Annotated in this window: 26 protein-coding genes; 10 read left to right on the top strand and 16 right to left on the bottom strand. The window is 64.6% G+C overall.

Annotated elements, in window-relative coordinates:
* Position 1: 1 nt before the first annotated feature.
* Both FJ039_04340 and xseB read right to left on the bottom strand, forming a co-directional pair.
* Entirely contained in the window at positions 2–724 is a 723-nt protein-coding gene (locus tag FJ039_04340; protein ID MBM4405400.1) for a PHP domain-containing protein, read from the bottom strand.
* Positions 693–953, bottom strand: a complete 261-nt coding sequence (xseB, locus tag FJ039_04335) for an exodeoxyribonuclease VII small subunit (protein MBM4405399.1) — start codon at positions 951–953, stop codon at positions 693–695. The genes FJ039_04340 and xseB overlap by 32 nt, the downstream gene beginning before the upstream one ends.
* Before the next feature lie 206 nt (positions 954–1159).
* Between xseB and FJ039_04330 the strand changes: the two genes are divergently transcribed.
* Positions 1160–2929: an ABC transporter substrate-binding protein gene (locus FJ039_04330; protein MBM4405398.1), complete on the top strand. Its 1770-nt coding sequence runs from the start codon at positions 1160–1162 to the stop codon at positions 2927–2929.
* A 95-nt stretch (positions 2930–3024) separates the two neighbouring features.
* On the opposite strand, the gene FJ039_04325 is transcribed toward FJ039_04330, so the two are convergent.
* Positions 3025–3942, bottom strand: a complete 918-nt coding sequence (locus FJ039_04325) for a PaaI family thioesterase (protein ID MBM4405397.1) — start codon at positions 3940–3942, stop codon at positions 3025–3027.
* A gap of 511 nt (positions 3943–4453) precedes the next feature.
* On the opposite strand from FJ039_04325, the gene FJ039_04320 reads away from it, so the two are divergent.
* The 4 genes from FJ039_04320 to FJ039_04305 all read left to right on the top strand — a co-directional run bounded on the left by FJ039_04320 (position 4454) and on the right by FJ039_04305 (position 8445).
* Complete coding sequence (locus tag FJ039_04320) at positions 4454–5164, top strand: hypothetical protein (protein ID MBM4405396.1); 711 nt, start codon at positions 4454–4456, stop codon at positions 5162–5164.
* Positions 5165–5173: 9 nt separating this feature from the next.
* Positions 5174–5641, top strand: a complete 468-nt coding sequence (locus tag FJ039_04315; GenBank protein ID MBM4405395.1) for a hypothetical protein — start codon at positions 5174–5176, stop codon at positions 5639–5641.
* Positions 5642–5673: 32 nt separating this feature from the next.
* The gene (locus FJ039_04310) at positions 5674–6363 is read left to right on the top strand and encodes a hypothetical protein (protein ID MBM4405394.1); all 690 of its coding nucleotides are present in this window, start codon (positions 5674–5676) and stop codon (positions 6361–6363) included.
* Between the two features lie 129 nt (positions 6364–6492).
* Positions 6493–8445, top strand: a complete 1953-nt coding sequence (locus FJ039_04305; protein ID MBM4405393.1) for an ABC transporter substrate-binding protein — start codon at positions 6493–6495, stop codon at positions 8443–8445.
* A 75-nt stretch (positions 8446–8520) separates the two neighbouring features.
* Here the strand turns inward: FJ039_04305 and FJ039_04300 are convergent, their stop codons facing one another.
* The 8 genes from FJ039_04300 to FJ039_04265 all read right to left on the bottom strand — a co-directional run bounded on the left by FJ039_04300 (position 8521) and on the right by FJ039_04265 (position 16420).
* The gene (locus FJ039_04300) at positions 8521–9063 is read right to left on the bottom strand and encodes a hypothetical protein (GenBank protein MBM4405392.1); all 543 of its coding nucleotides are present in this window, start codon (positions 9061–9063) and stop codon (positions 8521–8523) included.
* A gap of 339 nt (positions 9064–9402) precedes the next feature.
* The gene (locus tag FJ039_04295; GenBank protein MBM4405391.1) at positions 9403–10317 is read right to left on the bottom strand and encodes an alpha/beta hydrolase; all 915 of its coding nucleotides are present in this window, start codon (positions 10315–10317) and stop codon (positions 9403–9405) included.
* Positions 10317–12788, bottom strand: a complete 2472-nt coding sequence (locus tag FJ039_04290) for a CoA transferase (protein ID MBM4405390.1) — start codon at positions 12786–12788, stop codon at positions 10317–10319. Before FJ039_04290 ends, FJ039_04295 begins: the two co-directional genes overlap by 1 nt.
* Positions 12789–12797: 9 nt before the next feature.
* Positions 12798–13283 (bottom strand): hypothetical protein, encoded by a 486-nt coding sequence (locus FJ039_04285; GenBank protein MBM4405389.1) that lies wholly within the window; start codon positions 13281–13283, stop codon positions 12798–12800.
* A gap of 3 nt (positions 13284–13286) precedes the next feature.
* Positions 13287–14462, bottom strand: a complete 1176-nt coding sequence (locus tag FJ039_04280; protein ID MBM4405388.1) for a thiolase — start codon at positions 14460–14462, stop codon at positions 13287–13289.
* Between the two features lie 31 nt (positions 14463–14493).
* Complete coding sequence (locus FJ039_04275; GenBank protein ID MBM4405387.1) at positions 14494–15567, bottom strand: amidohydrolase; 1074 nt, start codon at positions 15565–15567, stop codon at positions 14494–14496.
* Between the two features lie 117 nt (positions 15568–15684).
* A complete protein-coding gene (locus FJ039_04270) occupies positions 15685–15951 on the bottom strand; it encodes a hypothetical protein (protein ID MBM4405386.1) in 267 nt (88 codons plus the stop codon).
* Positions 15944–16420: a hypothetical protein gene (locus FJ039_04265; GenBank protein MBM4405385.1), complete on the bottom strand. Its 477-nt coding sequence runs from the start codon at positions 16418–16420 to the stop codon at positions 15944–15946. Before FJ039_04265 ends, FJ039_04270 begins: the two co-directional genes overlap by 8 nt.
* Positions 16421–16582: 162 nt before the next feature.
* Here FJ039_04265 and FJ039_04260 point away from each other — a divergent pair, with 162 nt between their 5' ends.
* The 5 genes from FJ039_04260 to FJ039_04240 all read left to right on the top strand — a co-directional run bounded on the left by FJ039_04260 (position 16583) and on the right by FJ039_04240 (position 21413).
* Positions 16583–16933, top strand: a complete 351-nt coding sequence (locus FJ039_04260; protein MBM4405384.1) for a non-heme iron oxygenase ferredoxin subunit — start codon at positions 16583–16585, stop codon at positions 16931–16933.
* A gap of 8 nt (positions 16934–16941) precedes the next feature.
* Positions 16942–17715 (top strand): SDR family oxidoreductase, encoded by a 774-nt coding sequence (locus tag FJ039_04255; protein ID MBM4405383.1) that lies wholly within the window; start codon positions 16942–16944, stop codon positions 17713–17715.
* A gap of 210 nt (positions 17716–17925) precedes the next feature.
* A complete protein-coding gene (locus FJ039_04250) occupies positions 17926–19185 on the top strand; it encodes an HlyC/CorC family transporter (protein ID MBM4405382.1) in 1260 nt (419 codons plus the stop codon).
* Between the two features lie 52 nt (positions 19186–19237).
* Positions 19238–20674, top strand: a complete 1437-nt coding sequence (gene tilS / locus FJ039_04245; protein ID MBM4405381.1) for a tRNA lysidine(34) synthetase TilS — start codon at positions 19238–19240, stop codon at positions 20672–20674.
* Between the two features lie 136 nt (positions 20675–20810).
* Complete coding sequence (locus FJ039_04240; protein MBM4405380.1) at positions 20811–21413, top strand: pyridoxamine 5'-phosphate oxidase family protein; 603 nt, start codon at positions 20811–20813, stop codon at positions 21411–21413.
* 147 nt (positions 21414–21560) lie between these two features.
* Here FJ039_04240 and FJ039_04235 read toward each other — a convergent pair whose 3' ends face one another.
* The 5 genes from FJ039_04235 to FJ039_04215 form a co-directional block, all read right to left on the bottom strand.
* Positions 21561–22040, bottom strand: coding sequence for a VOC family protein (locus FJ039_04235; GenBank protein MBM4405379.1), 480 nt, complete (start codon positions 22038–22040; stop codon positions 21561–21563).
* Positions 22041–22109: 69 nt separating this feature from the next.
* Positions 22110–23243 carry a zinc-binding dehydrogenase gene (locus FJ039_04230; GenBank protein ID MBM4405378.1) on the bottom strand — a complete coding sequence of 378 codons (1134 nt, stop codon included), beginning with the start codon at positions 23241–23243 and terminating at the stop codon, positions 22110–22112.
* The gene (locus FJ039_04225; protein MBM4405377.1) at positions 23107–24402 is read right to left on the bottom strand and encodes a PQQ-dependent sugar dehydrogenase; all 1296 of its coding nucleotides are present in this window, start codon (positions 24400–24402) and stop codon (positions 23107–23109) included. The genes FJ039_04230 and FJ039_04225 overlap by 137 nt, the downstream gene beginning before the upstream one ends.
* Before the next feature lie 162 nt (positions 24403–24564).
* Positions 24565–24810 carry a hypothetical protein gene (locus tag FJ039_04220; GenBank protein MBM4405376.1) on the bottom strand — a complete coding sequence of 82 codons (246 nt, stop codon included), beginning with the start codon at positions 24808–24810 and terminating at the stop codon, positions 24565–24567.
* Between the two features lie 70 nt (positions 24811–24880).
* Positions 24881–25672: a dienelactone hydrolase family protein gene (locus FJ039_04215; GenBank protein MBM4405375.1), complete on the bottom strand. Its 792-nt coding sequence runs from the start codon at positions 25670–25672 to the stop codon at positions 24881–24883.
* Positions 25673–25719: the final 47 nt, after the last annotated feature.

Below are 25719 nucleotides of genomic sequence, written 5' to 3'. Positions count from 1 at the left end.
GCTAGGAAGGCTTGATCCGGTAGCCCAAGAGCTTCTTGCGGTAGGTGTTGAACTTGCTCACGCCGTGCACCAGCGGCGTCGAGCGCCTGGCGCGGATCCTGGCGTGTCCCAGGGCCGCCTTGAACTCCTGCGGCCCGTCGAAGTCCGGCATCTCCACAGAGACATGCCCCAGTTCCCAGGCGCAGTGGGCGTCGCTCCCCGCGCCGGTAACGAAGCGGTGCTCCTTCGCGAAGTCCAGGGCGCGGTTGGAGTCGCGGAGGAGGGTGGTGCGCGCGTTGAAAATCTCGACGATGTCAACGTAGGGAAGGATAGGCTCAAAGACCTCGCGCTTCAGCACATAGCGCCGCACGCGGTCGAAGGGGTGCGGGATGGAGACCAGGCCGCCCTGCTCCTTGATCCGCTTGCACGTCTCCAGCGGCGAAAGGCCCGGAGGGATCGTCTTTTCCAGAAAGAAGCCCGTGATCTCGCCGTGGGTCGTCTTCACTTCTTCGGCGACGATGACCTTGAGCTCAGGCGGCGCGAGACTCTTTACGGCCAGGGCCCCCTCTACGTTGTTGTGCTCCGTCACCGCGATGCAGGTGAGGCCCACCTTGAGCGCCCGCGCCACCAAGGATTTGGGGGGCGTCACGCAGTCCTTGGAGTACCACGTGTGCATGTGGAAGTCGCCGCGGACGGGCGTCGGGACGGCTCCCTCAGGCATCGTCGTCCTCGTCCATCGCCGCATCCTCGTCCTGCCCCGTCGCACTCGCGAAGGCCGCCTGAAGCTCGGAGATCTTCAGCTCGGCGGTGTCCAGGCGCTGGGAGCAGACCTTCGCAAGGCGCATCCCTTCCTCGTAAAGGGAGGTCGCCTGCGCCAGGCTCAGGTTGCCGCCCTCCAGTGCCTGCACCGTCTCTTCCAGCCTCCGAAAGGCCTCCTCGAAGGAAGGCTCTTTGCTATTGCTCACTTTCGCCATGCAAACCCCTTGCTCCTCAGGCCCATTCATCCTACACGATGAGCTACCTTCGCGGTAGTGACGAGCCTGAACAACGCCCGCCCCTGTGAACCATTACGCGGATTCGGCTGTTTTTCTCTTGACTGCGGGGAATTTGATTGCTATAACACGTGTCGACATTTGTCTGTAAGCAAGGTTCCGTTCCGATAGAAAGTCATGGAGGTCTCATGATCCGATCACTCACAAAGAAATCGTGGCTCGCCCTCTCGATCGCCGTCATCCTGGCGATGGTCTTGGCCGCCTGCGGCGGCGACGACGAAGAAGAGCCGACACCGGCGCCCACGCGCCCACCTGCCGCCACGGCCACCACCGCCCCCGCCCCCACGACCCAAGGGCCGACGGCCACTCCAGCGCCGACGCCGACACCTGCGCCCACCTCGACACCCACGCCGCGCCCCATCAAGACCGGCGGCACCTTCAACATCCGGATCTCCGGCGCATTCGGCAACGAATGGGACACCTATTCCACATCAGGGCAGTTCTCGGCCATCATCCTGCAGAACCTGCTCAACAACCTCACCTACATTGACGCGGTGGACGGCTCCACCATCCGCACCGACCTTGTGGAGCGCTATTCCATCAGCGCCGATGGCAAGACCATCACCTACAACCTCCGCAGAGACGTGAAGTGGCACAACGGCGCCCCCTTCACCTCCAAGGACGTCAATTTCAGCTTCACCCGGGCCAAGAACGGCACCGACCCCAAGGCCCAGGCTATGCTGCCGCGCCTCCGCTCCATCCAGTCCTTCGCCGCGCCGGACGATTACACCTTCACCGTCACCCTCTCGCAACCGAGCGCTTCGATCATTTACGCCCTCTCCACGCCCTTCATGCTCATGTACTCAGCCGATTCGCAAGACGTGCAGGGCGCGTGGAAGCAGAACCCCATCGGCACCGGCCCCTTCAAGTACAAGAAGTTCGAAGCGAACGTCGTCACGGAGTTCGTGAAGAACCCCGATTACTGGAAAAAGGACGCCGCAGGCCGGGCGACGCCTTACCTGGACGGCATCACCTACCAGTTCATCACGGATCAGGCCCTCACCTTCGCCGCCTTCCGCGCAGGCCGTCTCGATTGCACCTGCGGCTATAGCAGCGACATGCTTCCCGAGCAGAAGGACGAAGCCCGCAAGTCCATCCCGAACGTCAAGATCGGCAATAGCGCCAGCATGAACATCCTCTTCTTCGGCTCCCGCGGGCCTCTGGCAAACGCGAAGGTCCGCCAGGCCATCAGCGTCGCCATTGACCGCAAGACCATCGCCGATATCGTCCGCGGCGGCGGCCTCCGCTATCCGCCGACCTGGCTCGTGCCGGAAAAGATGGGCGGCAAATTCACCCTCACGGATGCAGAGCTCCTGCGAACGCCCGGGTTCCGCCTCCAGAACAACGCAAAGGACCCGGCGGATTTCGAGCTCTCCAAGCGGCTCTTCCAAGAGGCGGGCGTAGACCCCGCGTCTCTGAACCTCGTCGTCATCGGCGTTCCCCAGCAGGCCGATTACACAGAAGCCCTCGTCACCCTCCTCGGCAAGGCAGGCATCAAGACCACCCTCCAGGTCATCGCGGCCACCGCCGACCGGACCGCGCGCCTCCTCCGCAACGACTTCGATATCGGCACCGCCGGCGGCGGTCAGACGTTGGACGACCCGTACGACCAGATCGTGAACTACATCTCCTCCACAGGAGCCAACAACTACGGCAAGCTTGCCAACCCTGACCTGGACAAAATCCTCGCCGACCAGGAGCAGATGCTGGACTTCGCGAAGCGGCGCGACATGGTCTGGGACCTCCAGCGCAGGATGTTCGAGTGGGCGACCTTTGTCCCATTCGCCGAGCTGACCACCGTCTTCGGCGTGCATCCCTACGTTGAAAACCTTCCGGTTTCCCGCGCCTTCGTCGTCAGCTCCGCTCACAAGTTCGAAAACGTCTGGCTGAATAAGTAGCGTCGGATCTGTGGCATCGATGCGGGCGGCCGGATATCCGGCCGCCCGCATCGATTGTGAAAAGCCTGCCGTTTGCGAAGGAGGTGGAGCGGCGCCTAACCCGGCTTCTGCTCCCGCGCCCGCTTTAGGGAGGAGCGCACGTGCTCCGTCAGCGGCAGGATGGCGAAGGTCCCCAGCGCCCGCGCGACCTCATGCTCCCCTGACCGTATCGTGGCCTCCGCCATCGCGAACCGCTCCGTGATTCGGATCACCTTCGCCTCCGCCTCCAGCCGTCCGCCCTTGGCCGCTCGTAGGAAGTTCAGCTTCATCTCCAGCGTCGCTGAAGAGGTCTTCCTGTTCAGCATGTCCGTCGCGATGGCCAGGCCCATCGCCGCATCCGCCAGGGCGAAGGAGACGCTGCCGTTCACATAGCCGTTCGAGTTCATGTGCCGCTCGTCTATCTCCACCGCCACCAGGCTGGAGCCGTGGGCCACCTTCACGGGCCGTATCCCCAGCTTCGACCCGAACGGGTCAACGGATATGCGCGACATATCGAACTGCTTCACGGCGGCCTCCACGGCTGGACTGGAAACGAGCCGCCGGAATCCTACCATGCCGAGCGCGGGCTGCGTGGATCTAAGGCAATACAAAATAGGAGGGCGGACACTTCGCCCTCCTATTTTGTGCTCCTTCGCGCTTAGGCCGCTTGGGCCAGAGCTGTCGCCATTGGCTGCTCTTGGGTCTGTGCCGCCTTGGCCAGCATATAGTTGGATGTGACGCGCAAATGACTCCGCGCCTTGGCGCACGCATGCCGCAGCGAGACGAGCTGGGCCCTGGGCACCTTCACCCGCCCGTGCTGGTGCGTCTCCCCGCACGCGCATTGGGCGCCGCTGCGGCTGTGCGTCAGCTCGCTCTGCTTCGCCGCCTCGTGGTACAGCTCGATCGCCTGCACCAAGTGCCGCTGGGCGCGCTTGCCCCGTATCGAGCGAGGCGCCGGTATGGATTGCACCGATTGGAGGACCGTGGGGAACCATTGGGAGACGGTGGAGAGAGAGCCTACCTCCCGCTGGGTCGGGTTCCCGTCCAGCACAGCCTTCACCAGGTCCACCTGTGTGCGGACCCAATGGTAGGCTCGGGACATCCGTCGCAGCCACTCTCCGTCCGGCATCGTCTCTTGCGTGAGCTCCATCGCCGCCTCCTACTCCGTTCGTTCGGCCCCAGGCTCTGGGATCGTAAGGAATCGGGACATCCGCCTCGGCAGGCCGGTGAGGGGGCGCTAAGCCGAGGCGGATGTCCCGCCCCCACGTGACTACTCTACAGCGCGCCCTCTTCCGTCACTACGGAGGGCTCCACCAATTTCCGCTGGTGGCGCGGCCCTGATGGGCTCCATCGCCTCCGCCGCTGGCTGGAGGCGCGCTATCCACCAGCATCGGCCGTGCCTGCCTGCGGTGTCATGCGGGAAGGCATGCAATCTGCTGCAGGATTGCGGCAGTGGCGGAGAGGCATGCCTTTGCGCTATCCTTCGCCCCAGCGTTGGAGGTGCCTATGCCGGTGAAGCCCCTTGAAGCCCTGGCCGTTCGGGAGGCCAAAGACTCCCGAGGCGTCCACTATCGCCTAACGGACATCATCGGCGGCCCCATGAAGGACGACCGCCTTCCCCAGGCCTACATCACGGAGGTGACCAACCCCGGCGGCACCCTGCCTCCACACTTCCATCGCGTCAACCAGTACCACGTCTATATCGGCGGCTCCGCCACCGTCGGCAAGCAGGCCGTGCAGGGCCTCACCCTGCACTATGTGGATGGCTATACCCCGTACGGCCCTATCGTCGCCGGGCCGGAGGGCATCGAGTTCCTCGTCATCCGCATCCACGCCGAAGGCGGCCTCTTCGCCATGCCCGAATCACGGGACAAGCTGGCACGTAAGGCCGGGCGCAACCTCGTCGTCCCTGCCGATATGCCCGCCATCCCCGCCGCAGGCGTCAGCCGCCGCGACTTCCTGGAGCGCGAAGATGGCGTCAAAGCCTCCGGCCTGGCCTTTGCCCCCGGCGCCTCCACCGCTGGAGCCTCTCCCAAGGGCACTGGCGGCCACTGCTACGCCGTCATCGAAGGCTCCATCATCTGTGATGGCACGCCCCTTGGCAAAAAGGCCTGTATCCACATCACCCCCAGCGATCCTCCTCCGCTCCTCTCCGCTGGCCCCGGCGGCGCCCGGCTCCTCCTCCTCCAGTTCCCCCGCGAAGTTCCGCCGGCCTAAGCGAGCCGCATGCGCCCGCCGGATATCAACCACGTCGCCCTTACCGTGGAGAGGCGCATTCTCACCGGCGAAGGCCGAGAAGAGCTCAAGCATTTCCTTGGCGAAGTCTTTGGCTGGAAACCCCTCGACTACCTGACCATAGACGGCAAGCGCCTCGTCTTCCACCTCTACCAGATGACCCAGCTCCTCTACCTCGTCTCCGGCCCTACGCCCGCCATCGCCCCCTCCGGCGACCACTTCGGCATCCGCGTCTATGAGCGCGAGACCATAGACAAGATGGCCGCCTCGGCTCGGGCCTTCAAAAAGACCCACCCCAATCTCACCGTCACCCCCGTTCGCCGGTTCACGGACACCCCCCGCGTCACCGGCTGGAGCACCTACATCCGTTATCTTCTGCCACTGACCATAGAGGTCCAGTACTTCATAGAAAAGGCAGGAGCTGCCTCTACCTACACCGCCTGGGCCAAGCGTGGCTAGCGTGGCTTCTGCCTAGGCAAAGGAACGCAACAATGCCGCCGAAACACCCTGCTGGCGTCGTCGTCGTCTTCACCGATTGCACATCGCCCGCCCACATCGCCGACTACAACAAGTGGTATGACGAGGTTCATGTCCCCGATATCCTTAGCTCCGGCATCTATTACACCGCTACCCGCTTTGAGAACGCCGCCCCAAAGCCCGGCGACCCTATCTACCTCTCCCTCTACTACACCACCCGCTCCGACCTGGATAAGGCCTATGAAGAGCTCCGCGACCACGATCGCAAGATCAAGATGACCCTCTCGCCGCACCTCTTGGGCAGATACCGAGAGAACTACAGGTTCATCGGCGCGAAGGATGCAGGGAAAGGGCGCCCTGCCCGCGTCACCGGCCTCTATGTGGAGATGGGGCGCTGCAGGGAGCCGGGCAAGGAGGCCCAGGCCGAGCGGTGGTACATGAATACCTACGCCACTGCCCTGCTCAAGACCGGGGCCTTCCAGCGCGTTGAGCGATTCGAGCGCAACAATCCCTTCCCCGGCGATGGCCGGTACATTTCATTTTATGAGACAACGTCTCAAGACGCTACCGACGCAATCGCCAAAGGACTCGCGCGCAGCCCGAGGTCTCCCCTCTACGATGTCACCTTCGCCCGCCCCTTCCGTCGCATCGGCCTGGATCGGTATTCGGCCGTCGCCGTTTCGGCAGGCTTGGAGCGGGCATAGACCTGGATAACGGGCCGCTGAGGCGAGAGGTTACCGCCCACAAGGGTTGACAGCGCTCGCCCTATCGGTTTAGCTAATGGGCACCTTGTTCCGCGACGCCGTTCCGCAACACCAGATGTGGAGGTCACCGTGATTACACGATTCCGCCTGCTGACCCTCGTCTCCCTTATGACTATCGTCGGGCTGGTCATCGTCGCCTGCGGTGGCGGGGATGATGATGAGCCAACGGTTGGGCCTACTGCCACGCCCCAGATCGTCATCGCTACCCCCACGCCGGCGCCCACGCGCCCGCCTGGCCCCACAAACACCCCGGTCGTCGTCGTTCAAACGGCCACGCCAACGCCGCAGCCCGGTCTTGGCGCGCAAACGGACGCTATCAAAGGCTTCCGCTGGATTCAGAACCAACCGAACTGGAAGGCCGCTCCTCGGCGCGGCGGCACCCACACCTACGCCAACAGCGCCCAGCCCGCCTCCCTTGACCCCGTCCTTAGCCGCTCCTTCACCACCATGGCGGCCACCACGCCTGTCTATAGCCAGCTGGTCCGCTGCGCCGTTGCCCCTAACCAGAAGGTCGGCGATATTAGCACCTGCACTCCGGAGGCCGATGTAGCCGCCTCCTGGTCCCAGACGGGCAATGGCAAAGTCTGGACCTTCAAACTGAACCCCAACGCCGCTTGGCAGAGCCCGGCCGCCAGCGCCTTCGGCTATGATGCCAAGCTCGCGCCCCTCTACGGCCGCAAATTCGTGGCCGATGATGCGGTCCACAGCATCAACTATTGGCTCGGCAGGCTCAAGAAGGCCGATGGCTCTCCCCAGCCAACAGTGACGCAGGGGCCCCACTGGTCCAACATTGATACCCTCCGCGCCGTTGATTCCGCCACGCTGGAAGTCACGGTCAAAGCTGCCGACCCCTACTTCCCCAACTCCTTGGCCGATTTCCAGTCCCGCCTCGTCCCGCCGGAGGTCTTCGCCCTCGATGGCGATTACACCAAGCGCGCCGTCGGCTCCGGCGCCCTCATCATGGATAAGTTCGATCGCCCTGTTCGCACGGAGTTCGTCGCCAACACCAAGTTCTGGAAGAACGGCGCCGATGGCAAGCCTCTCCCCTACATAGACCGGCATAACCTCGTTATCCTCACCGCCACGCTGGCCCGCTCCGCCTTGATTACAGGCCAGGTGGATAGCGCCCTCAGCATCGGCCTCGTCACACCTGCCGATGCCGTGAACTTCGGCCGCCAGTGCCAGTCCTGCCAGATCGTCGAAATGTTCAGCGCCAAGAGCATCTACGGCTTGGGCTTCAAGACGGATGGCGCAGGCGCCGCCTTCGCCGATATCCGCTCCCGCATCGCCATCGGCAAGGCCGTGGACTGGCAGGGCATCATCAACAACGTCTTCACCGGCGCAGGCCGCCTTGTTCCCAACACCGTCTCCACCGGCATCATGTACGATGAAAACCCCGCCCTCGCCAAGTTCGCCGAAGGCTTCGCGAACGACGATGAGAACCCCTGGGTCTTTAACCCCGCCAAGGCCAAGGAGCTTTGGGTCGCCTCCGGGCGCAGGCTTGGCGAGACGGTGAACCTGATCTTCAACCCATACACCAACCTGCCTAACACCGTCTTGGCCGTCGTCGGCGATATCGAAAAGAACCTGGGCATCTCCATCAAGGTGAACCAGGTCTCCGATATCAACGTCTACTACGCCGCGGTGGGCTATAACCCGGGTCAACCCCATCAGAACTTCGATGGGCTCACCGTTTACTTCACCCAGCCCCTGGCCACTGCCGCCCAGGACTTGGTCACCCTCACCCGGAGCAACGCCGCCAACTTCATGGAATACAACAACGCCCGCATAGATGATCTGGCCGCCGAAGCCGCCCGCGGCGTCACCGATGAGCGCATGCGCCAGATTGCCCTTGAGGTCTGGAGCCTTGAAAAGAAGGAGCTGAAGCGCCTGCCGCTCCCGGAGCCGGCCCGCTACATCACCTATTCGGGACGTCTGCGCAACTCCTACCAGCAGTCCGCCGGCGGCGAGGCCTTCCACCAGGGCGGTCACCTGGCGGAGGTCATCTGGCTCGCCTCCTAGCAGCGGCTCTTTCGAAATGAGAGAGGCCTCGGGCATCGCGCCCGGGGCCTCTGCATGTACCGACGGCGTGAGGGGCTACGCCGTCAGCGTGGTGGAGTAGTCGTTCACCTTGATCGTGTACGTCTTGCCCGGCGTCAGCGACCCGATGCTCACCGAATTGGTGGAGTACCCGTAGATCGTCGTGCAGGCCATCATCGGGCTGCTGGGCATGAGGTTATACACCTGCACCTCTACCGTTGACGTCGAGTCCTCAACCACCCAGCTGACGTGCCCGAATTTCGCGCATCCGCTTGGCAGGCCGGAGGTGATGTTCAGCACATACTGCGCCGGGTAGGACTTCAACATAACGATGGTGACCTTCTCTATCGGTGCGGGGATCGCCTGCGCCTTCGGCTTGCTGCTGGGAGGGTTATCGGGCGTGCAGGCGTTGATATTGTGGATGGGATTGCAGACGGCGGGGTCAATGCCCTCGTTTGACCGCACTACGCGGCCAGGTCCATCCGGCGGCGTCTGCGCAGGCTTGCGGCTATAGGCGTCCGCTTCCGTCGAACACGCAGTCACGATGAAGAGCCCCGCGAGCGCCAGCGCGGAGATTGGGAAGAGGAGATGTCTTCGCATCGCGCTACCTCCCACCCATGGTCCGGCGGCTCGCCGTAACGGCTACGCGGGCCACCGCCATCTGATAGCGTGGGGGGACGTGCATCGCCCATAGCGCCTTGATAAGGGGTTCGATCCAGTTCTGCATACCGGGCCTCCAAATCTATCTAGGAAAAGTGCTTTCACTAGATATGACGGAGACCCCCGCCCAAATGTTCCCGAGCCCGACTTGCCCGATAGAAGGTCAATGGTGGGGAACTAGAGGAGGCCGATAGCCGCCGCTGACAGTCTTCTTGGTCGCCCAGGTCTCTGGGTTGACGAAGAGGTTTCGCAGATGCAGATGCAGATGCAGATGCACGGTTAAAGCACTTCTTTCAGGAAAGAGGCCACCGCCTTGGCAAAGAGCTTCGGTTGGTCTCCCTGAACGGTATGCCCGGCGCCGGGGATGTGCACGGAGCGTCCCTTGGGTAGCGTCTTCGCCAGTTTGTCCGCCCCCGCGCAGTCCAGGACGTTGCTCTTCTCACCGTGGACCACAAGCGTTGGGCAGGGGATCTTCTTCACTTCTGCCCAGAGCTTGCCATAATGCATTAAGGCCTCCTCTGCCCCTCCGCGCTGCTTGAGGTTCGGCGAGATGGCATGCTTCCACGTCCACTTCCCATCGGGGCGCTGCTTCAGGGCGTGCATCAGGCTGTAGCGCAGCCCGTTTCGCGGGCGCGCGGGCAGAAACTTCAGCGATTCGTCCAGCGCGTGTTCTATCGAATCGAAGACACGGCTGTCTTGGAGGAACCGGCCCGTCTCCTCCATCCCCTTCTTGCTGATCGCAGGCGCCACGTCCACGATGACGACGGCCTGGAGCCGCTCCGGATACTTGCCTGCATAGGCCATCGTATTCAGCCCGCCCATGGACATCCCGATGATCACCAGCTTCTTCAGCCCTAAGCCTTCGATGGCCGCCTTCACGTCTTCCCGCTGGTCAAAGGGCATCAGGTCCGCATCTTTAGGGCAATCCGTCTCACCATGGCAGCGCTGGTCCAGGGCGTAGCAGTGGTACTGCTGGCGCAGCTGGAGACAGGTCAGATCCCAGGTGTGGGCTGTCTGGTTGCCGCCGTGGAGGAAGAGGATGGTGGTCCCCTTGCCTCCCCAATCCAGATAGTGCATCTTCAGGCCGTTCGCCTTCACAAAGCCTTCCTTCGGCGGCGAGGCGTCCTTGAACGTCAAACCGAATGTCTTTGCCGCCGCCGCTAGCGCCCGCTCAAGCTCTTCTTTCGTGTGCATCAGGCCTTCCCTCTTCCAATGACCTTTGCCTGCTCCAGGGCTTCGATCTGCTCTAAGCTATACCCCAGCTCCCGCAGCACCTGCTCCGTATGCTGCCCCAGCACCACCCCCGGCTTCGCCACCCCCGGAGTCAGCGAAAGCCGGCTCAACGGCGCAAGGCGCGGGTAATCGCCGAAGATGGGATGCGAGACATCGGCGATGAAGCCGTTCTCCGTGAAGACCGGCGACTTGTAGATGCCGCTGAAAATCGGCCCTGGCTCCACCTTCACACACGGCACGTCCAGCGGCGCAAAGAGTTCCTCCCACTCCTGCGCCTTCCGGGTCGCCAGGGCGCTGCTCAGGAGCCCGGTGAGGACGGGATCGTTCCTCTGCCGGGAGGCTCTATCGGCGAAGCGCGGGTCCGCCGCCAGTTCCGCCTTGCCGGGCACCGCTGGCGCGAGCGCCTTCGCGAAGCCCTGCCAGTCCTCTTCCTGGAGGCAGGCCACCATCACCCACCCGTCAGCGGCTTGATAGAGCCGATCCAGCGCGTGGAGGCCGTTCAGGTCGGCGTCCGTCCTCTGCACCGGCGGCTTCTTGGCGTACTGGACCATCTCCGCCGCATTGCACTGAGCCGCCGTGCCGATCATCGTCGTCAGCATCTCCTGCGCCGTCCCTGTCCGGTCGCGCGTCACCAGCCCCAGCAGCAGCGCCGTGCCCACGCCGAGGGCGGCCAGCCCGTCCGGGTTTCCGCCGCCCGTCGTCGCCACCCGCAGGCGCGTCGTCAGCGCCTTCAGCTCTTCCATCGTGATCTTGTTCGGGTCCGGGTTCTGCGCCTTCGGCCCCGCGATAAGGAAGCCGTAGCCCATCCCCGCGCCGATGGTGGAGGCATAGGCCGGGATGCGACTGTACGGGCCGTCCACGCCATAGGCTGGCGCGTTCAGATAGATCAGGTTCGGGTTCAGATGGCGGAGCGTTGGGTAGTCCAGCCCCATCCGTTTCGTCACTCCGCCGCGGAAGCTCGTCATAAGCAGATCGGCCCTCTTCACCAGTCGCCGTGCGATCTCCATCCCCTCTGCCGTCTCCAGGTTGACTGCGACGCTTCGCTTTCCCTCCAGCACCTTCACCGCCGCCGTCTCCGGTATCGGCATCGCGATGCGCATGTCGTCGCCGCGCAAGGGTTCCAGCTTCACCACCGTCGCGCCGAGCGAGGCCAGGATCGTCAAGCCGTAGGGCGCGGCGTAGAAGTGCCCAAGCTCGATGGCCGTGATGCCTTCCAGCGGCGCTCTGCCTTTGACGTTTGCCGCCCCATTTGGGGCAGGCTTAGGGGTGGCGTAGGGCCGCCCTAAGATTTCCTTCGTGTGCTGGCCCAGGTCGGGCGCCGGGACTGGCGGCGGGGCTGGCGTCGCGTAGAGCTTCACCATCGGCGCAAGCTGGCGCGTCTTCCCGAACCTCGGGTCCTCCAGCTCGATCACATGGCCGTTATGAAGCATCTGCGGGTGCCGCGTCGCCTCCTCCGGCGAAAGGAACACCTCCATCCCCACGTCCGGGTGCTGCTTGAAGTGCTCCTGCCACTCCGCCAGCGTCCGCGAGCGCACCGTGTTCAGCAGCAACTCCCAGAAGCGAACGGAGTCGGCGTAGGTCTCCATCTCAGGCGCGTTTTTGAAGGCCGGGTCCGCCTGCAGCGTCGCTTCGATCCCAAGCCCCCGCTCGAGCGCCTTCCACAGGTGCGGCGCCGTCTGGGAGAACTGCACCCAGCGCCCGTCCTTCGTCATCGCCACCATCAGCCGGAAGGCGTAGGAGGTGATGGGCGTCCCCGCCACCGGCACCATGGGCGTCACCTTGTAGGCCTCCGGGTATTTCTCGCACAGGTATTCGATGAATCCCATCCACGGGTCGTGGGAGGCCCAGGCCTGGATCAGCGTCGTCTCCACCTTCTGCCCCAGCCCCGTCTTCTGCCGCACGTGCAGCGCCGCCAGGATGCCTTGGAGCGCCGTCTGCGCCGCGCTGAACCCGGCCGCCGGCAGCGGGCTGAAGGCCGGCCCCGGCCGCGGCGCCAGCGACTTCATATGGTCGGAGGCCCCGATTTTCGCGTGCACGATGGCCTCATACCCCTTCAGGCGGGCGTAGGGACCTCTCTTGCCGAAGGCCGTGATGCCGCAGTGGATCAATCCTGGGTTGTCCTGGGAAAGGGCCTCATAGGTCAGCCCCAGCCGCTCGGCCACTCCAGGGCGAAAGGTCTCCACCACGATGTCCGCGCTCGCCGCCAGGCGCTGGGCTTGGGCCAGCTCCTGCGGGCGTTTGAAGTTCAGGACAACGCTCTTCTTCCCGCGGAACCACATCGGAAAGCCGGCATGGCGGCGGATTGGGTCGCCCTCCGGCGGCTCGATCCTGACCACCTCGGCGCCGTAATCGGCAAGGAATTGTGTGGCGACTGCGCCCGCGTACCCCCAGCTGAAATCAACAACGGTCAATCCGCCTAGGGGGCCTGCCATGGGGCGCCCCTACCGCTTCTTCGCCGGAGCTTTGCCCTTCGCCTTCCCGGCGGGGGCCGTCTTCGCTCGCACGAATCGCGGCAGCACGGTCTCGTTCGCCGTCTCCCATACCACCTGCACCGGCATGCCGATCTTGATCTCTTCCAGCGGCGTCTCTATTAGGTTGCTGATGAGCCGCACGCCCGGCGCGTCCGGGAACTCGACGACGATGACGTTGTACGGCACGTACTCGGCCACTTCGGGCAGGACGGCATGGTAGGGAAGCGTGAAGGTGAAGATGGTGCCCAGGCCCTTGCTCTTCACCCACTCCGTCTTGTTGGAGCCGCAGTGGCGGCAGCCGTAGCTCGGCGGGTGGCGGAACTTCCCGCAGGAGGCGCACCGCTGGAAGCGCAGCTCGCTCTGCTTGCAGTAGTCCCAGAACGGCTTGGTGTGCATGTCGGCCCCAAGGTGGGCCAGGCTGGGCAGGAAGTATGGCTTTTTGGATTGGGTGGTCATGGCCTATCTCCTCAGGATCATGGAGCTGGTGGGATGGTTGCTGGGCCCGGAGGTGACCAGCGCGATCTCCGCGCCCTTCACCTGGCTGGTGGAGGTGCCGCGCAGCTGCTTCACCGCCTCCACCATGTGCGTCATCCCCAGCAGGTAGACCTCGGAAAGGTTGCCCCCGTGGGTATTCACCGGCAACCTGCCGTCCGGCCACCTGATGCCGCCCTTCTCCACAAAGGAGCCGCCCTCGCCCGGCTTGCAGAAGCCGTAGTCCTCCAGCTGCATGATCACCATGCCGCTGAAGTGGTCGTACATCTCCGCCACGTCAATGTCCTTGGGGGTGATGCCCGCCTGGGCGTAGAGGCGCTTGGCCAGGTGCGCATGCCCCGCCGAAGTGTAAAGCGGCTCCGGCGAGTTCTGCCCCGTCAGCCCGTGGCCCCAGGCCGTATCGCCGCCCATCGCCGCCGCCATGATGTAGACCGGCTTCTGCTTCAGGCTCTTCGCTCGCTCGGCGGAAGTCACCAGCACCACCACGCCGCCGTCGTTCTCCTGGCAGTAGTCAAAGAGGCGGAAGGGGTCGGAGATCATCCGCGAGTTCTGGTGGTCCTCGATCGTCATCGGCGCGCGCATCAGCGCCTTCGGGTTCCGCGTGGCGTGGAAGCGCTGGGCCACGGCCACCTCCGCCAGGTGCCGCGGCGTCGTCCCGTACTTGTGCATGTGGCGGCGGTAGATCATGGACATGATTTGCCCCGGCGCCAGCAGGCCGAAGGGCCGCGTGAAATCGCTGTCCGGGTCGGCGGCGCGCGCCCGCCCGTAGGAGGCCCCGAAGCGCATGTGCGGCGGCTGGGTGATCACCTTGTAGCACATCACCGCCTTGGCATAGCCCGCCAGGATCGCCGCCGAGGCGTTGGCGATGGCCCCGCAGCCGCCCCCGCCCCCGCCGCCGAAGACCATGGAAGAATAGTTGAGGTTCGGGATGCCGAGCGCCGGCGCCAGCACGCTGGGGTCGTTCGCGTCCATCGAGTAGCTGGAGAAGCCGTCTATGTCCGTGCGCTTCAGCCCCGATTCCGCCAGCGCGATGTCCAGCGCCTCCCGCAGTTGGTCTATCTGGCTCCGTCCGTAGAACTCGCCGCGCAGGCCGTACTTCGTCGTGCCCACGCCGACGATACACGTCTTGTCCTTCATGCTCATGGTGCAGGCGCTCCTAAAGGTGGTGGTGCGTTCAGAACTTGAAGAGCTTGGCCGCGTTCCCGTTCACGATCTGCTTCGTCTCCTCCAGCGGCACGCCCTTGAACATGGAGGCGATAGCCTCTTGCGAATGGGGCCATGTCCCTTCATGGTGCGGGTAATCGTTCCCCCACATCAGCGTCTGGACGCCCGTGAACTGCCGCGCCACCACGCCCACCGGGTCGTCCTGGAAAGTCACGTGGCCCTGGCGGCGGCAGTACTCGCTCGGCGCCATCGGCAGCTTCGGCGAGACCCACATATGGTGCTTCTGGTAGATATGGTCCATGTGCGTCAGGATCCACGCCAGCCAGGCGCTCCCCGTCTCCACCGTGATGAACTGCAGCTTGGGGAAGCGCTCCAGCACGCCCGAGGCGCACAGGTAGGTCACGATGCGCGGGCCGTCCCCCTGCGCCTGCAGGAGATAGTTGATCACGGCGCCGCCCGGCCCCCTCTCATCGCGGGGCTCGTGGCCCGTCCCGGCGTGGAAGTTCACCGGCACATCGGCGTCCTGGATGGCGGCCCACAGCGGGTCGTAGACCGGGCTGTTGTAAGGAGGCCGTTCGCCCGTCTGGCATGGCACGCTCACCCCGCGGTGGCCCATCTTCACCGCCCGCTGCACCTCCGCCACCGCCGCCGGGATATCCCCGATGGGGATCAGCGCCACGGGGGCGAACCGCTTCGGCTGGGGCTTGAAGATCTCCATGAGCCAATCGTTGTAGACCTTGGCCTGGGCCATCTGGAAGGCGTCGTCCGACGAGAGGAAGATGAAGAGGCCGAGGCTAGGGTAGATGATCTCCCCCACCACGCCGTCGCGGTCCTGGTCCTTCATCCGCTTCGCCAGGTCGTACCCGCCCGATTGCATCCGCTCCAGGTCTTCCCCATCCCACTTGACCGAAGCGTTCTTCTTGTTCCGCCGGGGCCGCATCCCTTCGATGTAGCGCACCACCACCCCGTCCTCTTCCACCACCCGAGGCGCCCGCTCGCGGTATATGGCGGGCAGGCGCTCCGCCCACAGGTTTTCCGGCTCGTTGACATGCGAGTCTGCGGAGATGATGGGAATCCTTTGCATCAGGAGTCCTTTCCATCGCCCGGAGCGCCGACAGGAAAAAGAGGCTCGGGCTGACGGTAAGGTAGCACCTGCAACTCCCAGGCGCAAGGACTCCAAGCAGGGTTAAAAGCAGCCCTGCTACTCCGTCCCTTTCGGATGCCCGCCCGCATACTCGATGCGCACCACGTCGCCCTCCACCCAATACCAGACGCGGTCGCCCGCCGAAACGTCATACTGGACGAGTCCGCTGAAGCGCCCTCGCAGCATCTTGGTCCGGTGCGTCCGCGTCAGCGGCGTCGTTTCCAGGTATCGCACCAGCTCCGCCATCGCCTTGGGGTGGCGCTGCCGGAGCTGCTCCCAGCCCTTCCGGGCCCGGTTGCGGACCAGAACGCGATAGCTAGCCACGGGCGCGTCTGGTTGCACCGCTGTAGTCGCTCGCCGTGCCGCGCGACCTCCACGCCTCCATCAGGCCCGGCGTTCGATGCGCCTCCGCCGTCGCCTGCCAATCGCCCAGCAGATCGCGCAGCGCCTCCCAACTCCCCATATCGGCGCACAGGAGCGTCGTCTCCAGCAGGTCGGCGGAAAACTGCTTCCGCTCTTCTGCGCTCAAAAACTTCACCCACGGGAACTGGATGGACTGTACGCGCTGGTCGTCCATCAGCCGCGTCTCCGCGATGTACTTCAGCACGGCCCGGACGTTCTCCAGGCTCTCAAGCGTGCTCAGGAAATCGTTCCGGTCGGCGATGACCAAGTCCTCGCCCTTCGTCTGCCGCAAGGTGACGAATCTGCCCTTCCTCACTCGCTTCAGTACGTCCTTCTGACGCTGCTTCAACTCTGTCGGGTTCACGATGCTGTCGGTTGAAGTGAGCGGCATAGCTCTCTCCGTGCGGTAAATAATACTGAATTATGTACTTGAAAGTGTACTTTTTCAATGGTGTGCAAGCGGTCGTGCAGGCCGCGATGCGCCACAGATCGAGTTGGCCGAACTGCAACTCCTGTCTGATATAATCCTCCCTGCTCAGTCTCTCCTTTCCGCCTGGAAACCTGCCTAACCAACAGCCTCCGGAGGCCCATCTTGGGACAGTTCGTCAAAGTAGCCAAACTCGCCGATATCCCTCCCGGCAGCCTCATCGGCGTGGACCTCGGCGAACAGCGCATCGCCATCGGCAACGTGGACGGCACGCTCTACGCCGTCCAGAGCGAATGCCCCCACATGGGCGGGCCGCTGGAAGAGGGCTTTTTGGAGGGCACCTCCCTCCAATGCCCCTGGCACGCCGGCGATTTCAACATCACCACCGGCGAGGCCCTGAACCCTCCCGCATCCGGCATCCTCTCCTGTTTCAAGGTCCGCCTCCAGGGCGACGACGTAGAGGTCGAGGCGCCGTAGGCGTCGCCATGCGACTCCAGGGCAAGGTCGCGATCGTCACCGGCGGCGGCTCCGGCCTGGGCCGCGCCACTTCCGTCCTCTTCGCCAAGGAGGGCGCGAAGGTCGCCGTCGCTGATGTAGACCTGCCGGGCGCCCAGGCCACCGTCGCCCTCATCGAAGACCTCGGCGGCAGCGCCGTCGCCGTCCAGGCCGATGTCACCAAAGCCGCCGATGTGAGGGCCATGGTCGCCGCCGCGGTGAAGCAGTACGGCAAACTCCATATCATCTATAACAACGCCGGCATCGCCGGGAACCAGTACAAGAGCACCGTGGAGACCTTCGATGAAGCCAACTGGGACAACATCCTGGCCGTGAATCTCAAGGGCGTCTTCCTCGGCTCAAAGTACGCCGTCCCGGAGATCCTCAAGAGCGGCGGCGGCGCCATCATCAACACCGCCTCCATCGCCGGCCTCGTCGGCATGGGCAACCATGCCTATGGCGCCTCCAAGGCCGGCGTCACCCTCATCACCAAGACCATGGCCCTGGAGCTTGCGCCCAAGGGCATCCGCGTCAACGCCATCGCCCCCGGCTTCATAGACACGCCCCTCGCCCGGGGCGGCAAGCGCGGCATGGATGCCGATGCCCAGGCCCAGAACGTCGCCAAACTTGCCGCCAGCGCTCCCATGGGACGCATCGGCAAGCCCGACGATATCGCCCACGCCGCCCTCTTCCTCGCCTCCGATGATGCCGCCTACATTACCGGCCACACCCTCGTCGTAGACGGCGGCTACACCGTCCAATAGCGGCAGTCCACTTCCATTTACCCCCTTGTTTGGAGAATCTTAGCGTTTTTCAGGGGGCCTCTCATCCTGTGGACTTCCCGCGCTCTCCCCAGGCTCATTTCCTAAATCTGCATGCATCTGTGGAATCTGTGGATGGAATCTCCTCTCCCTTCTCTTTGACACCCCTCACCGCCCTTGTTACGATTCCATTGTGACAGCCTCTCTTGATGGGTGGCATGCGTGGATACCTGGCTGATCGTCCTCCTCATCCTCATCTGCCTCAGCCTCTCCGCCTTCTTCTCCGGGGCGGAGACCACCTTCTTTTCCCTCCAGAACGTCCGCGTTCAGCACTGGGTCTCCCGCGGCATCCCCAACGCCAAACGCGTTGCCAAGATCAAGGACGAGCCCGACCGCTTCCTCGCGACCATTCTTCTGGGCAACAACCTCGTCAACACAGCCCTTGCCACCCTCACCACCATGCTCACCATCCGAGCCTTCGGCGAAGGCGGCGCCGCCGTTGCCGCCGCCACGGCCTTCGCCACGATCGCCCTTGTGGTCCTAGGCGAGGCCACGCCCAAGACCATCGCCTCCCGCCACGCCGAGCGCCTCGCCTTCTGGCTCGTGCGCCCCTTCGAGACCGCAGAGCGCATCCTCTACCCGCTCGCCATGCTCCTCTATAGGGTCGCCTCCGTCCTCTCCGCTCCCCTGGGCCGGGTGAAGGAGAAGAAGCCGAGTGTGAGCGAGGAGGAGTTGCAGACCATCGTCCAGATGGGCGCAAAGGAGGGCACGGTCCAGAAGACCCAGGCCGAGATCATACACAAGGCCCTGGGCCTGGGCGATACCCTGGCCAGCCGGATCATGACGCCGCGCACGGAGATCCAGTGGCTCGAAAAGGGCGCCACCCTCACCGATTTCTACGCCGCCTACCGGGAGACGGCCCACACCAAGTTCCCCGTCTATGATGGCGAGCCCGATAACGTCATCGGCATCCTCTACGCCAAAGACGTCCTCCGCGAAGTGGCCAAGCAGGGCCTCAAGGAGAGCGATGAAGTGACCCATCTGGCGCGTCAGGCCCACCTTTTCCCCGAGAACAAATACGCCGACGACCTCTTTGTGGAGATGCGCAACCAGAAGACCCAGATGGCCGTCCTCGTCAGCGAGTTCGGCAGCATCGCCGGCATCCTCACCCTCAAGCAGATCGTCGGCGCCATCGTCGGCCGCATCACGGAGGAGACGGAGGGCGAGGCCGCCATCCAGAAGATAGATGAGAAGACGACGGAGGTGGATGGAGGCCTCCGCATCGAAGAGGCGAACGAGCATCTGAAGCTCGGCATCCCCGAGGGCGACTACGAGACCCTCGCGGGCTTCGTCCTTGATCGCCTGGGCCGCGTCCCCAAGGAGGGCGAGCAGGTCGTCTACAACGGCACCCGCCTCGTCGTCGGCGAGATGACCGGCGTCAAGATCGAGCGCATTCTGGTCTCGAAGGCCTAGCGTGAGAAGCGCCCCCTGCGCGTCGAACGCCCGCGCGCGATAGGCCCTCGCCATGCCCTCCACTGAGGCCTCACGACTCACCGCTCGCCTCCACCGCCGCATCGCCGATTTCCTCCGGGCGCGCAAGCTTGCCCCTTCGCGAAGCGTCCTCCTTGTCGGCATTTCCGGCGGCCCCGATTCCGTCGCCCTGCTCCACGCCCTCGCCTCCCTTCGCCCATCGCTCAGCTTCCGCCTCCACGCCGCACACCTTAACCACCGCCTGCGCGGCAATGAGTCCGAGGCCGATGCCGGCTACGTCCGTGACCTCTGCCGCGCCCTCGATATCCCCCTCACCATCGAGTCGGCGGAGGTCGAAGCCTACCGTCGCCGCGCCCGTCTCTCCCTTGAAGAGGCGGGACGCCACATCCGCTACGGCTTCTTCGCCACCGTCGCCAAGAAGGTCGGCGCGCAGGCCGTCCTCCTCGGCCACACCGCCGATGACCAGGCGGAGACGGTGCTGATGCACCTCCTGCGCGGCAGCGGCCTCGGCGGCCTCCGCGGCATGGAGGCCGTCAGCGCATGGCGCGGCGCATCCGGCGCCACCCTCGTCGTCGCCCGCCCGCTGCTGACCACACGCCGCCGGGAGACTCACGACTACTGCACGGCCCACAGGCTCGCGCCGCGCCGCGACTCCTCCAACAGGTCCCTCAAGTTCTTCCGCAACCGCGTCCGTCTGGAGCTCCTGCCCGCGCTGCGCTCCTATAACCCGCGCATCGAGGACGCCCTGCTGCGCATGGCTGAAGGCGCATCCCACGCCGACGATTATCTGAAAGAGCAGGTCGCCGCCCTCTGGAAGAGCCTCGCGACACTATCCAAGGAAGGCATTTCCCTCGAGAAGGACGCCTTCGCGAAGCTGCCGCTGGCCCTGCAAACCGTCGCCCTTCAGCGCGCCCTCGCGCATCTGCGCGGCAACCTCGAAGGCATCGAGTGGGAGCATCTCGCCGCCATGCGGGAGATCGCCGCAGGCCCCGCCGGGCGCTCAACCTCCCTCCCGGGCGGCCTGCGCTTCGAGGCAGGCTACCGCGAGCTTACGCTGCGCCGCGAAGCGCCGCCGCAGGCGCCGCCTCCCAGCGAAACGCCCCTCGCCGTTCCCGGCGCCGCCGCCTTCGGCGAGTGGAGCTTCACCGCCAAGCTAACGGCGATGCCGAAGTCGCCGCGCCCATCGCCGAACGTCCTCTGGCTCGACGCCGCATGGGCCGAGAGGCGACTCACCCTGCGCGTGCGCCGCCCCGGCGACCGCTTCACACCCTCCGGCATGCGCGCGCCCAAGAAGCTACAAGACTTCATGGTGGACGCCAAGCTCCCGCGGTCCCTCCGCGATCGCCTCCCCCTCCTCTGCGCCGATGGCGCCATCCTCTGGCTCGTCGGCCTCCGCGCCTCCGCCCTGGCCTCCCGCCCCAAGGCCGGACAACGGGCGTTGCGCGTGACTCTCCTGGTGGGACTTCACTAAGACGTGGACCTAAGTAAGGGAAGACGTCACCGCCTGTCGCGCCGCATGCTGAGTTCTGCGCTGGTCGGGGAGCGATGCTGATCTATGATTTTTTGCTAACCATGATTGAAGGAGACGGCAAATGAACATGGGAGACATGTATCACGAAGGTTCGCGGCAGCTTCAGGATATGTTCGACAGCCGCCGAATCGCAGATAGGCTGGAACAGGTCATCGTCCACGATGTCTTCACCGATGGTGACCGTGACATCATCGAAAGTGCCCCCATGTTCTTCCTCGCCACTGCCGACGAGCACGGCCAACCCGATTGCTCCTACAAGGGTGGTCTGCCGGGGTTCGTGCGTGTGGTTGACGAGCACACGCTGGCATTCCCCAACTATGACGGCAATGGCATGTACCGAAGTATGGGGAACATCCTCAAAAATCCACAAGTCGGCATGCTCTTCATCAACTTCGAAGACACGAACCGGATGCGCGTCAACGGGGAGGCAACGCTGCACCGCGACGACCCGCTCATGAAAGAATTCGAGGGTGCCCAGTTCATCGTCCGGGTGAGAGCAAAGCACATCTTCCCGAACTGCCCGCGATATATCCACCGCATGGAGATGAAGGGCCTCTCTGTGTATGCCCCTAAAAAGGGACACAAGCCGCCTGTCCCTGACTGGAAGCGCGCGCGAGTCTTCTGCGATTACCTGCCTGAGCGTGACATCGCAGGGAACAGCAAAAAGAAAAAGGGCTAGAGTCGAGTGGCCACATACCCACTGCCGCCCCGCGCCACCCCCTCTGTCGCCCTGAGAAGCGGCGATCCCCAATCGCCACGACGAACGGGCCTACGCCGCCTGGGTTGCGAAGCAACCCACCTACCCGACTGGGCTGCCCCGCAGCCCCTACCCCTCGCCCTGCTCCCATCCCATGGAGGTGCGCGTCTTCCCCGTCGCCTTGTCCTCATAGAACTGCACCTCCACCATGCACGGCAGGAGGTAGCGGACATAGGCGTTCCAGAGGCGCAGGTCGGGCGTCTCCGTGTCGCATTTGATGTCAATGATCTGGAGCTCTTTCCCCAGGTGCTGCTTGCACTCCTTCGCGCGAGCCACCATCCCGTCCAGCTCCTTGCGCGTCTGCACCTCGATGCCGAAATGGTCCGGCCCCGCCATCACGCTGGGCTTCGGCCCCGAGAGAAGGTACAGGAACTGGCCCGAGCGGTAGAGGCTGAAGACGAAGAGCTTGCCGTCCTTCGTCATCTGCTTGATCTCCGTCCACCCGAAGACCTGGCCGTAGAACTCCTTCAGCCTCTCGCGCTTTTCCCCCTGGAGCAGGGACTCGTCCACCGTCAGCGCGACGTGGTTTATGACCGGCTTTCCTCTCATCGTGAGCCTCCTCTAGCTTTTCCGTGCATTTCCCTTCTCGCCCCTGGTGGGAAAGAGAAGAAAAGGGAACTAAAACCGTTTTCCCCAAGGGTCCACCAGCACCTGCACATGGGCGTCCGGCTTCTGCAATGCCTGCATATAGTCCGGCAGCTCTTCCAGCGTGATGATGTTGCTGATGATCGCCGCCGGGTCAATCTTCCCCTTGGCGATGAGCTCAACGCTCATGGGCCACAGCTCCTTGGCGGCGGGGATCGCCATCACCTTGCCCGCGCGGAAGAACCAGCGCGTGTCTATCTCATCGGGCTTGCCCGAGAGGCCGACGACAACGACGGTGCCGCCGCGCTTCAACATATCTATGGACTGCTTGAGCGTTCCCCTGGCGCCCGCGCAATCGTAGACTACGTCCACGCCCTCCACACCGCGCCTCTTCAGCTCGCCGGGCACATCCTGCGACTTGGGGTCGAAGACAGCCGTTGCGCCCATCCGCTTCGCCGCCTCGCGCCGGGCCGGGGAAATCTCGGAAACGTAGACCTCCAGCGCGCCTGCCGCCTTCGCCGCCGCCAGCGTGTAGAGGCCGATGGGCCCGGTGCCCACGATGGCCGCCTTGTCCCCCAGGCGCAGCCCCGAATCGCGCACCGAGCGCAGGCCGATGGCCAGGGGTTCGCTGAGGGCCGCCTGCTCGTAGGTCACGTGGTCCGGCAGGGGGATCACATCGTCCTGGATGACCTTCACATACTCCGAGTAGCCGCCGTCGCACAGGGCCGTCACCCGGTCGCCGCGCTCCACCTTGCCGACGCCTCTCCCGATATCCTCGACGCGCCCCGAGATCTCGTGCCCCAGGACGCGGATGCGCTCGGCATAGCCGGTGGCCTGGAAGTGGTGGAGATCGGAGCCGCAGATGCCGCAATAGCGCACCTTCACCAGGACGTCATGCTCGTCCAGCTTGGGCAATGGCATCTCGGGGTCCAGGGAGAAGCGGCCGTTCCCGGCATAGACGACGGTTCGCACAGCGGCGTCCTTTGGCGAAAGATTGGGGGCAGTATAGCAAAGGCCGCAGGCTCCGCAACTATGACGCAGCCCGCATCCGGTACACCACCCCATCGAAGGCCAGGACGTAGACTTCGCCCGCGGCATCTTCGCCGAAGGAGGAGACGCTTCTCCCGGTGTTGGCCATCTCGCGCTCCTCTGTGACCTTCGACCCATCGTGCCGGACGGCCCAGATGCGCCCGCTGCAGAAATCGGCGTAGAGATAGGCGCCGCGCAGCCAGGTGAGCGACGGCCCGCGATAGACATAGCCCCCGGTGACGGAGCAGCCCTTATCGCGCCCGTACTCGGCGATGGGCGGCTCCAGCCCTGCCCGGTTGCACGTTGTGCCGGAGAGGCACGAGCTTCCCTCCATGATGTTCCAGCCGTAGTTGAGGCCCCGCTTGATGATGTCTATCTCCTCCAGGCGGTTCTGGCCCACGTCGCCCGCCCAGAGCGCGCCGGTGGCCCGATCGAAGGAGAAGCGCCAGGGATTGCGGAGGCCGTAGGCCCATATCTCGCCGCGCGCGCCCGCCTGGTTCACGAAGGGGTTATCAGCGGGGATGGCGTAGGCGCGCCCGGCCTCCTGGCGGTCCACGTCTATGCGCAGGAGCTTCCCCAGGAGCACGCCGAGGTTCTGCCCGTTGCGCTGGGGGTCGTTTGCGCTGCCGCCATCGCCCGATCCGATATAGAGGTAGCCGTCCGGCCCGAAGGCGATCATCCCGCCGTTGTGGTTCGCGAAGGGCTGCGCCACCTCGAGGATCACCGTCTCGCTCGCCGGGTCGAGGCGGTTCGCATCCCCAGAGACTTTGAAGCGGCTGATGACGGAGCGGCGCGGGTTGTAGGCCGTGTAATAGACGTAGGCGAAGCCGTTTTCCGCGTAGCGCGGATGGAAGGTCAACCCCAGGAGTCCCTCTTCATTGCCCTCGCGGCCGACTCTGCCGGTGAGGTCGAGGAATGCGCTCACGGCTGCAGCATTTGTGTCGTTCGGAAAGATGACGATGCGCCCGTTCTGGTCCACAACGACGACACGGTTCGTGCCATCTGGCGGGTACGTGAGGAAGAGGGGCCGCTGGCCTAATGCGCCTCCAGGCAGACGGAGGAAGGCGCGCTCCAGGGTGATGGCGCGCAGCGGTTCGCCGGTGGCGGCAGGCGTTGGCGTGGGAGCGGGCGTCGGACTTGGCGCTGGGCGCGCCGTCGGCGATGGAGTCGGCAGAGGCGTGGCTGTGGCCGTCGGCGATCGGGTCGGCGTTGAGGTGGGAAGCGCAGTAGCCGTCGGTGAAGCGGTCGCCGTCGCCGGGAGAGCGGTTGGCGATGGAGCCGTGGTCGGCGTTGGCATTGCGGTGGGCGCGGCCTCGTCCTCACAAGCGGCGAGGAGGAATGCTGCGGCGATGGCGCTTACAACCAAGAGGAGAAATCGCAGGCGCAACGGCTACCTCGCATCGGCGTCTTGTGCTCAGTAAAGCCTACGACGGCGAGTTTGGGAAGGTTCCGCGCCCGGCTACTTCTTTTGGTCGTTCTTATCGTCGGGCTTCCGGTAGTAGGGCGGGCGCGTCCACCGGAGAAGGAAGAGGACGGCGAGCATAACGATGATGCCGATGAGGGCATTGCCTGTAAGGAGCAGGATAGCGATGTAGCTCAGGGCGATGGCGATGTATTCGAGGAGGAGCCTGCGCCAGGGAGGGAGATAGCGGCGCGGGCGTTCGGGTTTCTGGGGCTCTTGGGGTTTTTCCGGGGGCTTTTGCATGGCAGAGTGAATGAGGGTAAGGATATCCGGCCCAGCCATCATAGCATGCGGCGGGGCGGTTGGGCGCGCGCTAGCCCAGGTGGCGCCGCATGAAGGCCAGGGCCTCCGGCCAGGCCTGCCTGGATGCCGCTTCGCTATACGCGAAGCCGTCCGGCGCGAGGAAGGCGTGGCCCGCCCCTTCGTAAGCGCGCAGGGTGGAGGGCGACTTGCCCTTCTTGAGGTTCGCCTCCAGGCGCGCGACCTTCTCCTTCGTCCAGACCTGGTCGGCGGTGCCGTAGATGAAGAGGGTGGGACAGCGGATCTCGCCCGCGCGGTCTATCGGGTGGTAGGGCTTGCGCTCGTTCAGCTGCTGATAGGTCAGCTGGCTGACGTACCAGATGCAGGCGCAGGCCAGGTCGCGCTGTTCGATGGCCAGGATCATCGAGTAAGTGCCGCCGGTGCAGAAGCCCATGGTGCCGATGCGCTTGGGGTCGCAAAGGCCGCTCTTCACCAGATGCGAGATGGCGCTCTGGTAATCGCGCAGGATGGCGGGGTTGTGGATGCGGTCTATGGCGCTCAGGATGGCCGGGATCTCCGTGCGCGGCTTCGGCTCCCCCGTGCGGGCGTAGTAATCGGGCACGATGGCAACGTAGCCTTGGCCCGCCAGGGCCGCCGCGATATCGCGCACGTGGTCGGTGATGCCGAAGGCCTCCTGGCCGACGATGACGCCGGGAAGGCGTCCGGTCTTCTTGGGCCGCGCCAGATAGGCGGGCACAGGATAGCCGTGCGAATCGTAGCGGATGTCGCTGATCTCGATGCCGGGCACGCTCGCCGCTTTGGGGATGACGTCTGACATGACGGTCTCCTCCGTGCGCGGGAGCATAGGCGCGCACCGGGGGAGTGTCAAGGCGGCGGCCCGCCTCTGGTATC

This window comes from Chloroflexota bacterium (assembly GCA_016875535.1).
In the GTDB taxonomy this organism is placed as follows: Bacteria; Chloroflexota; Dehalococcoidia; order SHYB01; family SHYB01; genus VGPF01.
The sequence above is the reverse complement of the archived record's forward strand: the minus strand, read 5'-3'. Positions and strand labels throughout refer to the sequence as shown.

What these genes read in the sequence shown, in the direction of transcription:
- FJ039_04340 (MBM4405400.1), bottom strand. Translation starts at nt 724, where the DNA reads ATGCGGCGATGGACGAGGACGACGATGCCTGAGGGAGCCGTCCCGACG.
- xseB (MBM4405399.1), bottom strand. Translation starts at nt 953, where the DNA reads ATGGCGAAAGTGAGCAATAGCAAAGAGCCTTCCTTCGAGGAGGCCTTT.
- FJ039_04330 (MBM4405398.1), top strand. Translation starts at nt 1,160, where the DNA reads ATGATCCGATCACTCACAAAGAAATCGTGGCTCGCCCTCTCGATCGCC.
- FJ039_04325 (MBM4405397.1), bottom strand. Translation starts at nt 3,942, where the DNA reads ATGGTTCCCCACGGTCCTCCAATCGGTGCAATCCATACCGGCGCCTCG.
- FJ039_04320 (MBM4405396.1), top strand. Translation starts at nt 4,454, where the DNA reads ATGCCGGTGAAGCCCCTTGAAGCCCTGGCCGTTCGGGAGGCCAAAGAC.
- FJ039_04315 (MBM4405395.1), top strand. Translation starts at nt 5,174, where the DNA reads ATGCGCCCGCCGGATATCAACCACGTCGCCCTTACCGTGGAGAGGCGC.
- FJ039_04310 (MBM4405394.1), top strand. Translation starts at nt 5,674, where the DNA reads ATGCCGCCGAAACACCCTGCTGGCGTCGTCGTCGTCTTCACCGATTGC.
- FJ039_04300 (MBM4405392.1), bottom strand. Translation starts at nt 9,063, where the DNA reads ATGCGAAGACATCTCCTCTTCCCAATCTCCGCGCTGGCGCTCGCGGGG.
- FJ039_04295 (MBM4405391.1), bottom strand. Translation starts at nt 10,317, where the DNA reads ATGCACACGAAAGAAGAGCTTGAGCGGGCGCTAGCGGCGGCGGCAAAG.
- FJ039_04290 (MBM4405390.1), bottom strand. Translation starts at nt 12,788, where the DNA reads ATGGCAGGCCCCCTAGGCGGATTGACCGTTGTTGATTTCAGCTGGGGG.
- FJ039_04285 (MBM4405389.1), bottom strand. Translation starts at nt 13,283, where the DNA reads ATGACCACCCAATCCAAAAAGCCATACTTCCTGCCCAGCCTGGCCCAC.
- FJ039_04280 (MBM4405388.1), bottom strand. Translation starts at nt 14,462, where the DNA reads ATGAGCATGAAGGACAAGACGTGTATCGTCGGCGTGGGCACGACGAAG.
- FJ039_04275 (MBM4405387.1), bottom strand. Translation starts at nt 15,567, where the DNA reads ATGCAAAGGATTCCCATCATCTCCGCAGACTCGCATGTCAACGAGCCG.
- FJ039_04265 (MBM4405385.1), bottom strand. Translation starts at nt 16,420, where the DNA reads ATGCCGCTCACTTCAACCGACAGCATCGTGAACCCGACAGAGTTGAAG.
- FJ039_04255 (MBM4405383.1), top strand. Translation starts at nt 16,942, where the DNA reads ATGCGACTCCAGGGCAAGGTCGCGATCGTCACCGGCGGCGGCTCCGGC.
- tilS (MBM4405381.1), top strand. Translation starts at nt 19,238, where the DNA reads ATGCCCTCCACTGAGGCCTCACGACTCACCGCTCGCCTCCACCGCCGC.
- FJ039_04240 (MBM4405380.1), top strand. Translation starts at nt 20,811, where the DNA reads ATGTATCACGAAGGTTCGCGGCAGCTTCAGGATATGTTCGACAGCCGC.
- FJ039_04235 (MBM4405379.1), bottom strand. Translation starts at nt 22,040, where the DNA reads ATGAGAGGAAAGCCGGTCATAAACCACGTCGCGCTGACGGTGGACGAG.
- FJ039_04230 (MBM4405378.1), bottom strand. Translation starts at nt 23,243, where the DNA reads ATGGGTCGAAGGTCACAGAGGAGCGCGAGATGGCCAACACCGGGAGAA.
- FJ039_04225 (MBM4405377.1), bottom strand. Translation starts at nt 24,402, where the DNA reads ATGCCAACGCCGACCACGGCTCCATCGCCAACCGCTCTCCCGGCGACG.
- FJ039_04220 (MBM4405376.1), bottom strand. Translation starts at nt 24,810, where the DNA reads ATGCAAAAGCCCCCGGAAAAACCCCAAGAGCCCCAGAAACCCGAACGC.
- FJ039_04215 (MBM4405375.1), bottom strand. Translation starts at nt 25,672, where the DNA reads ATGCTCCCGCGCACGGAGGAGACCGTCATGTCAGACGTCATCCCCAAA.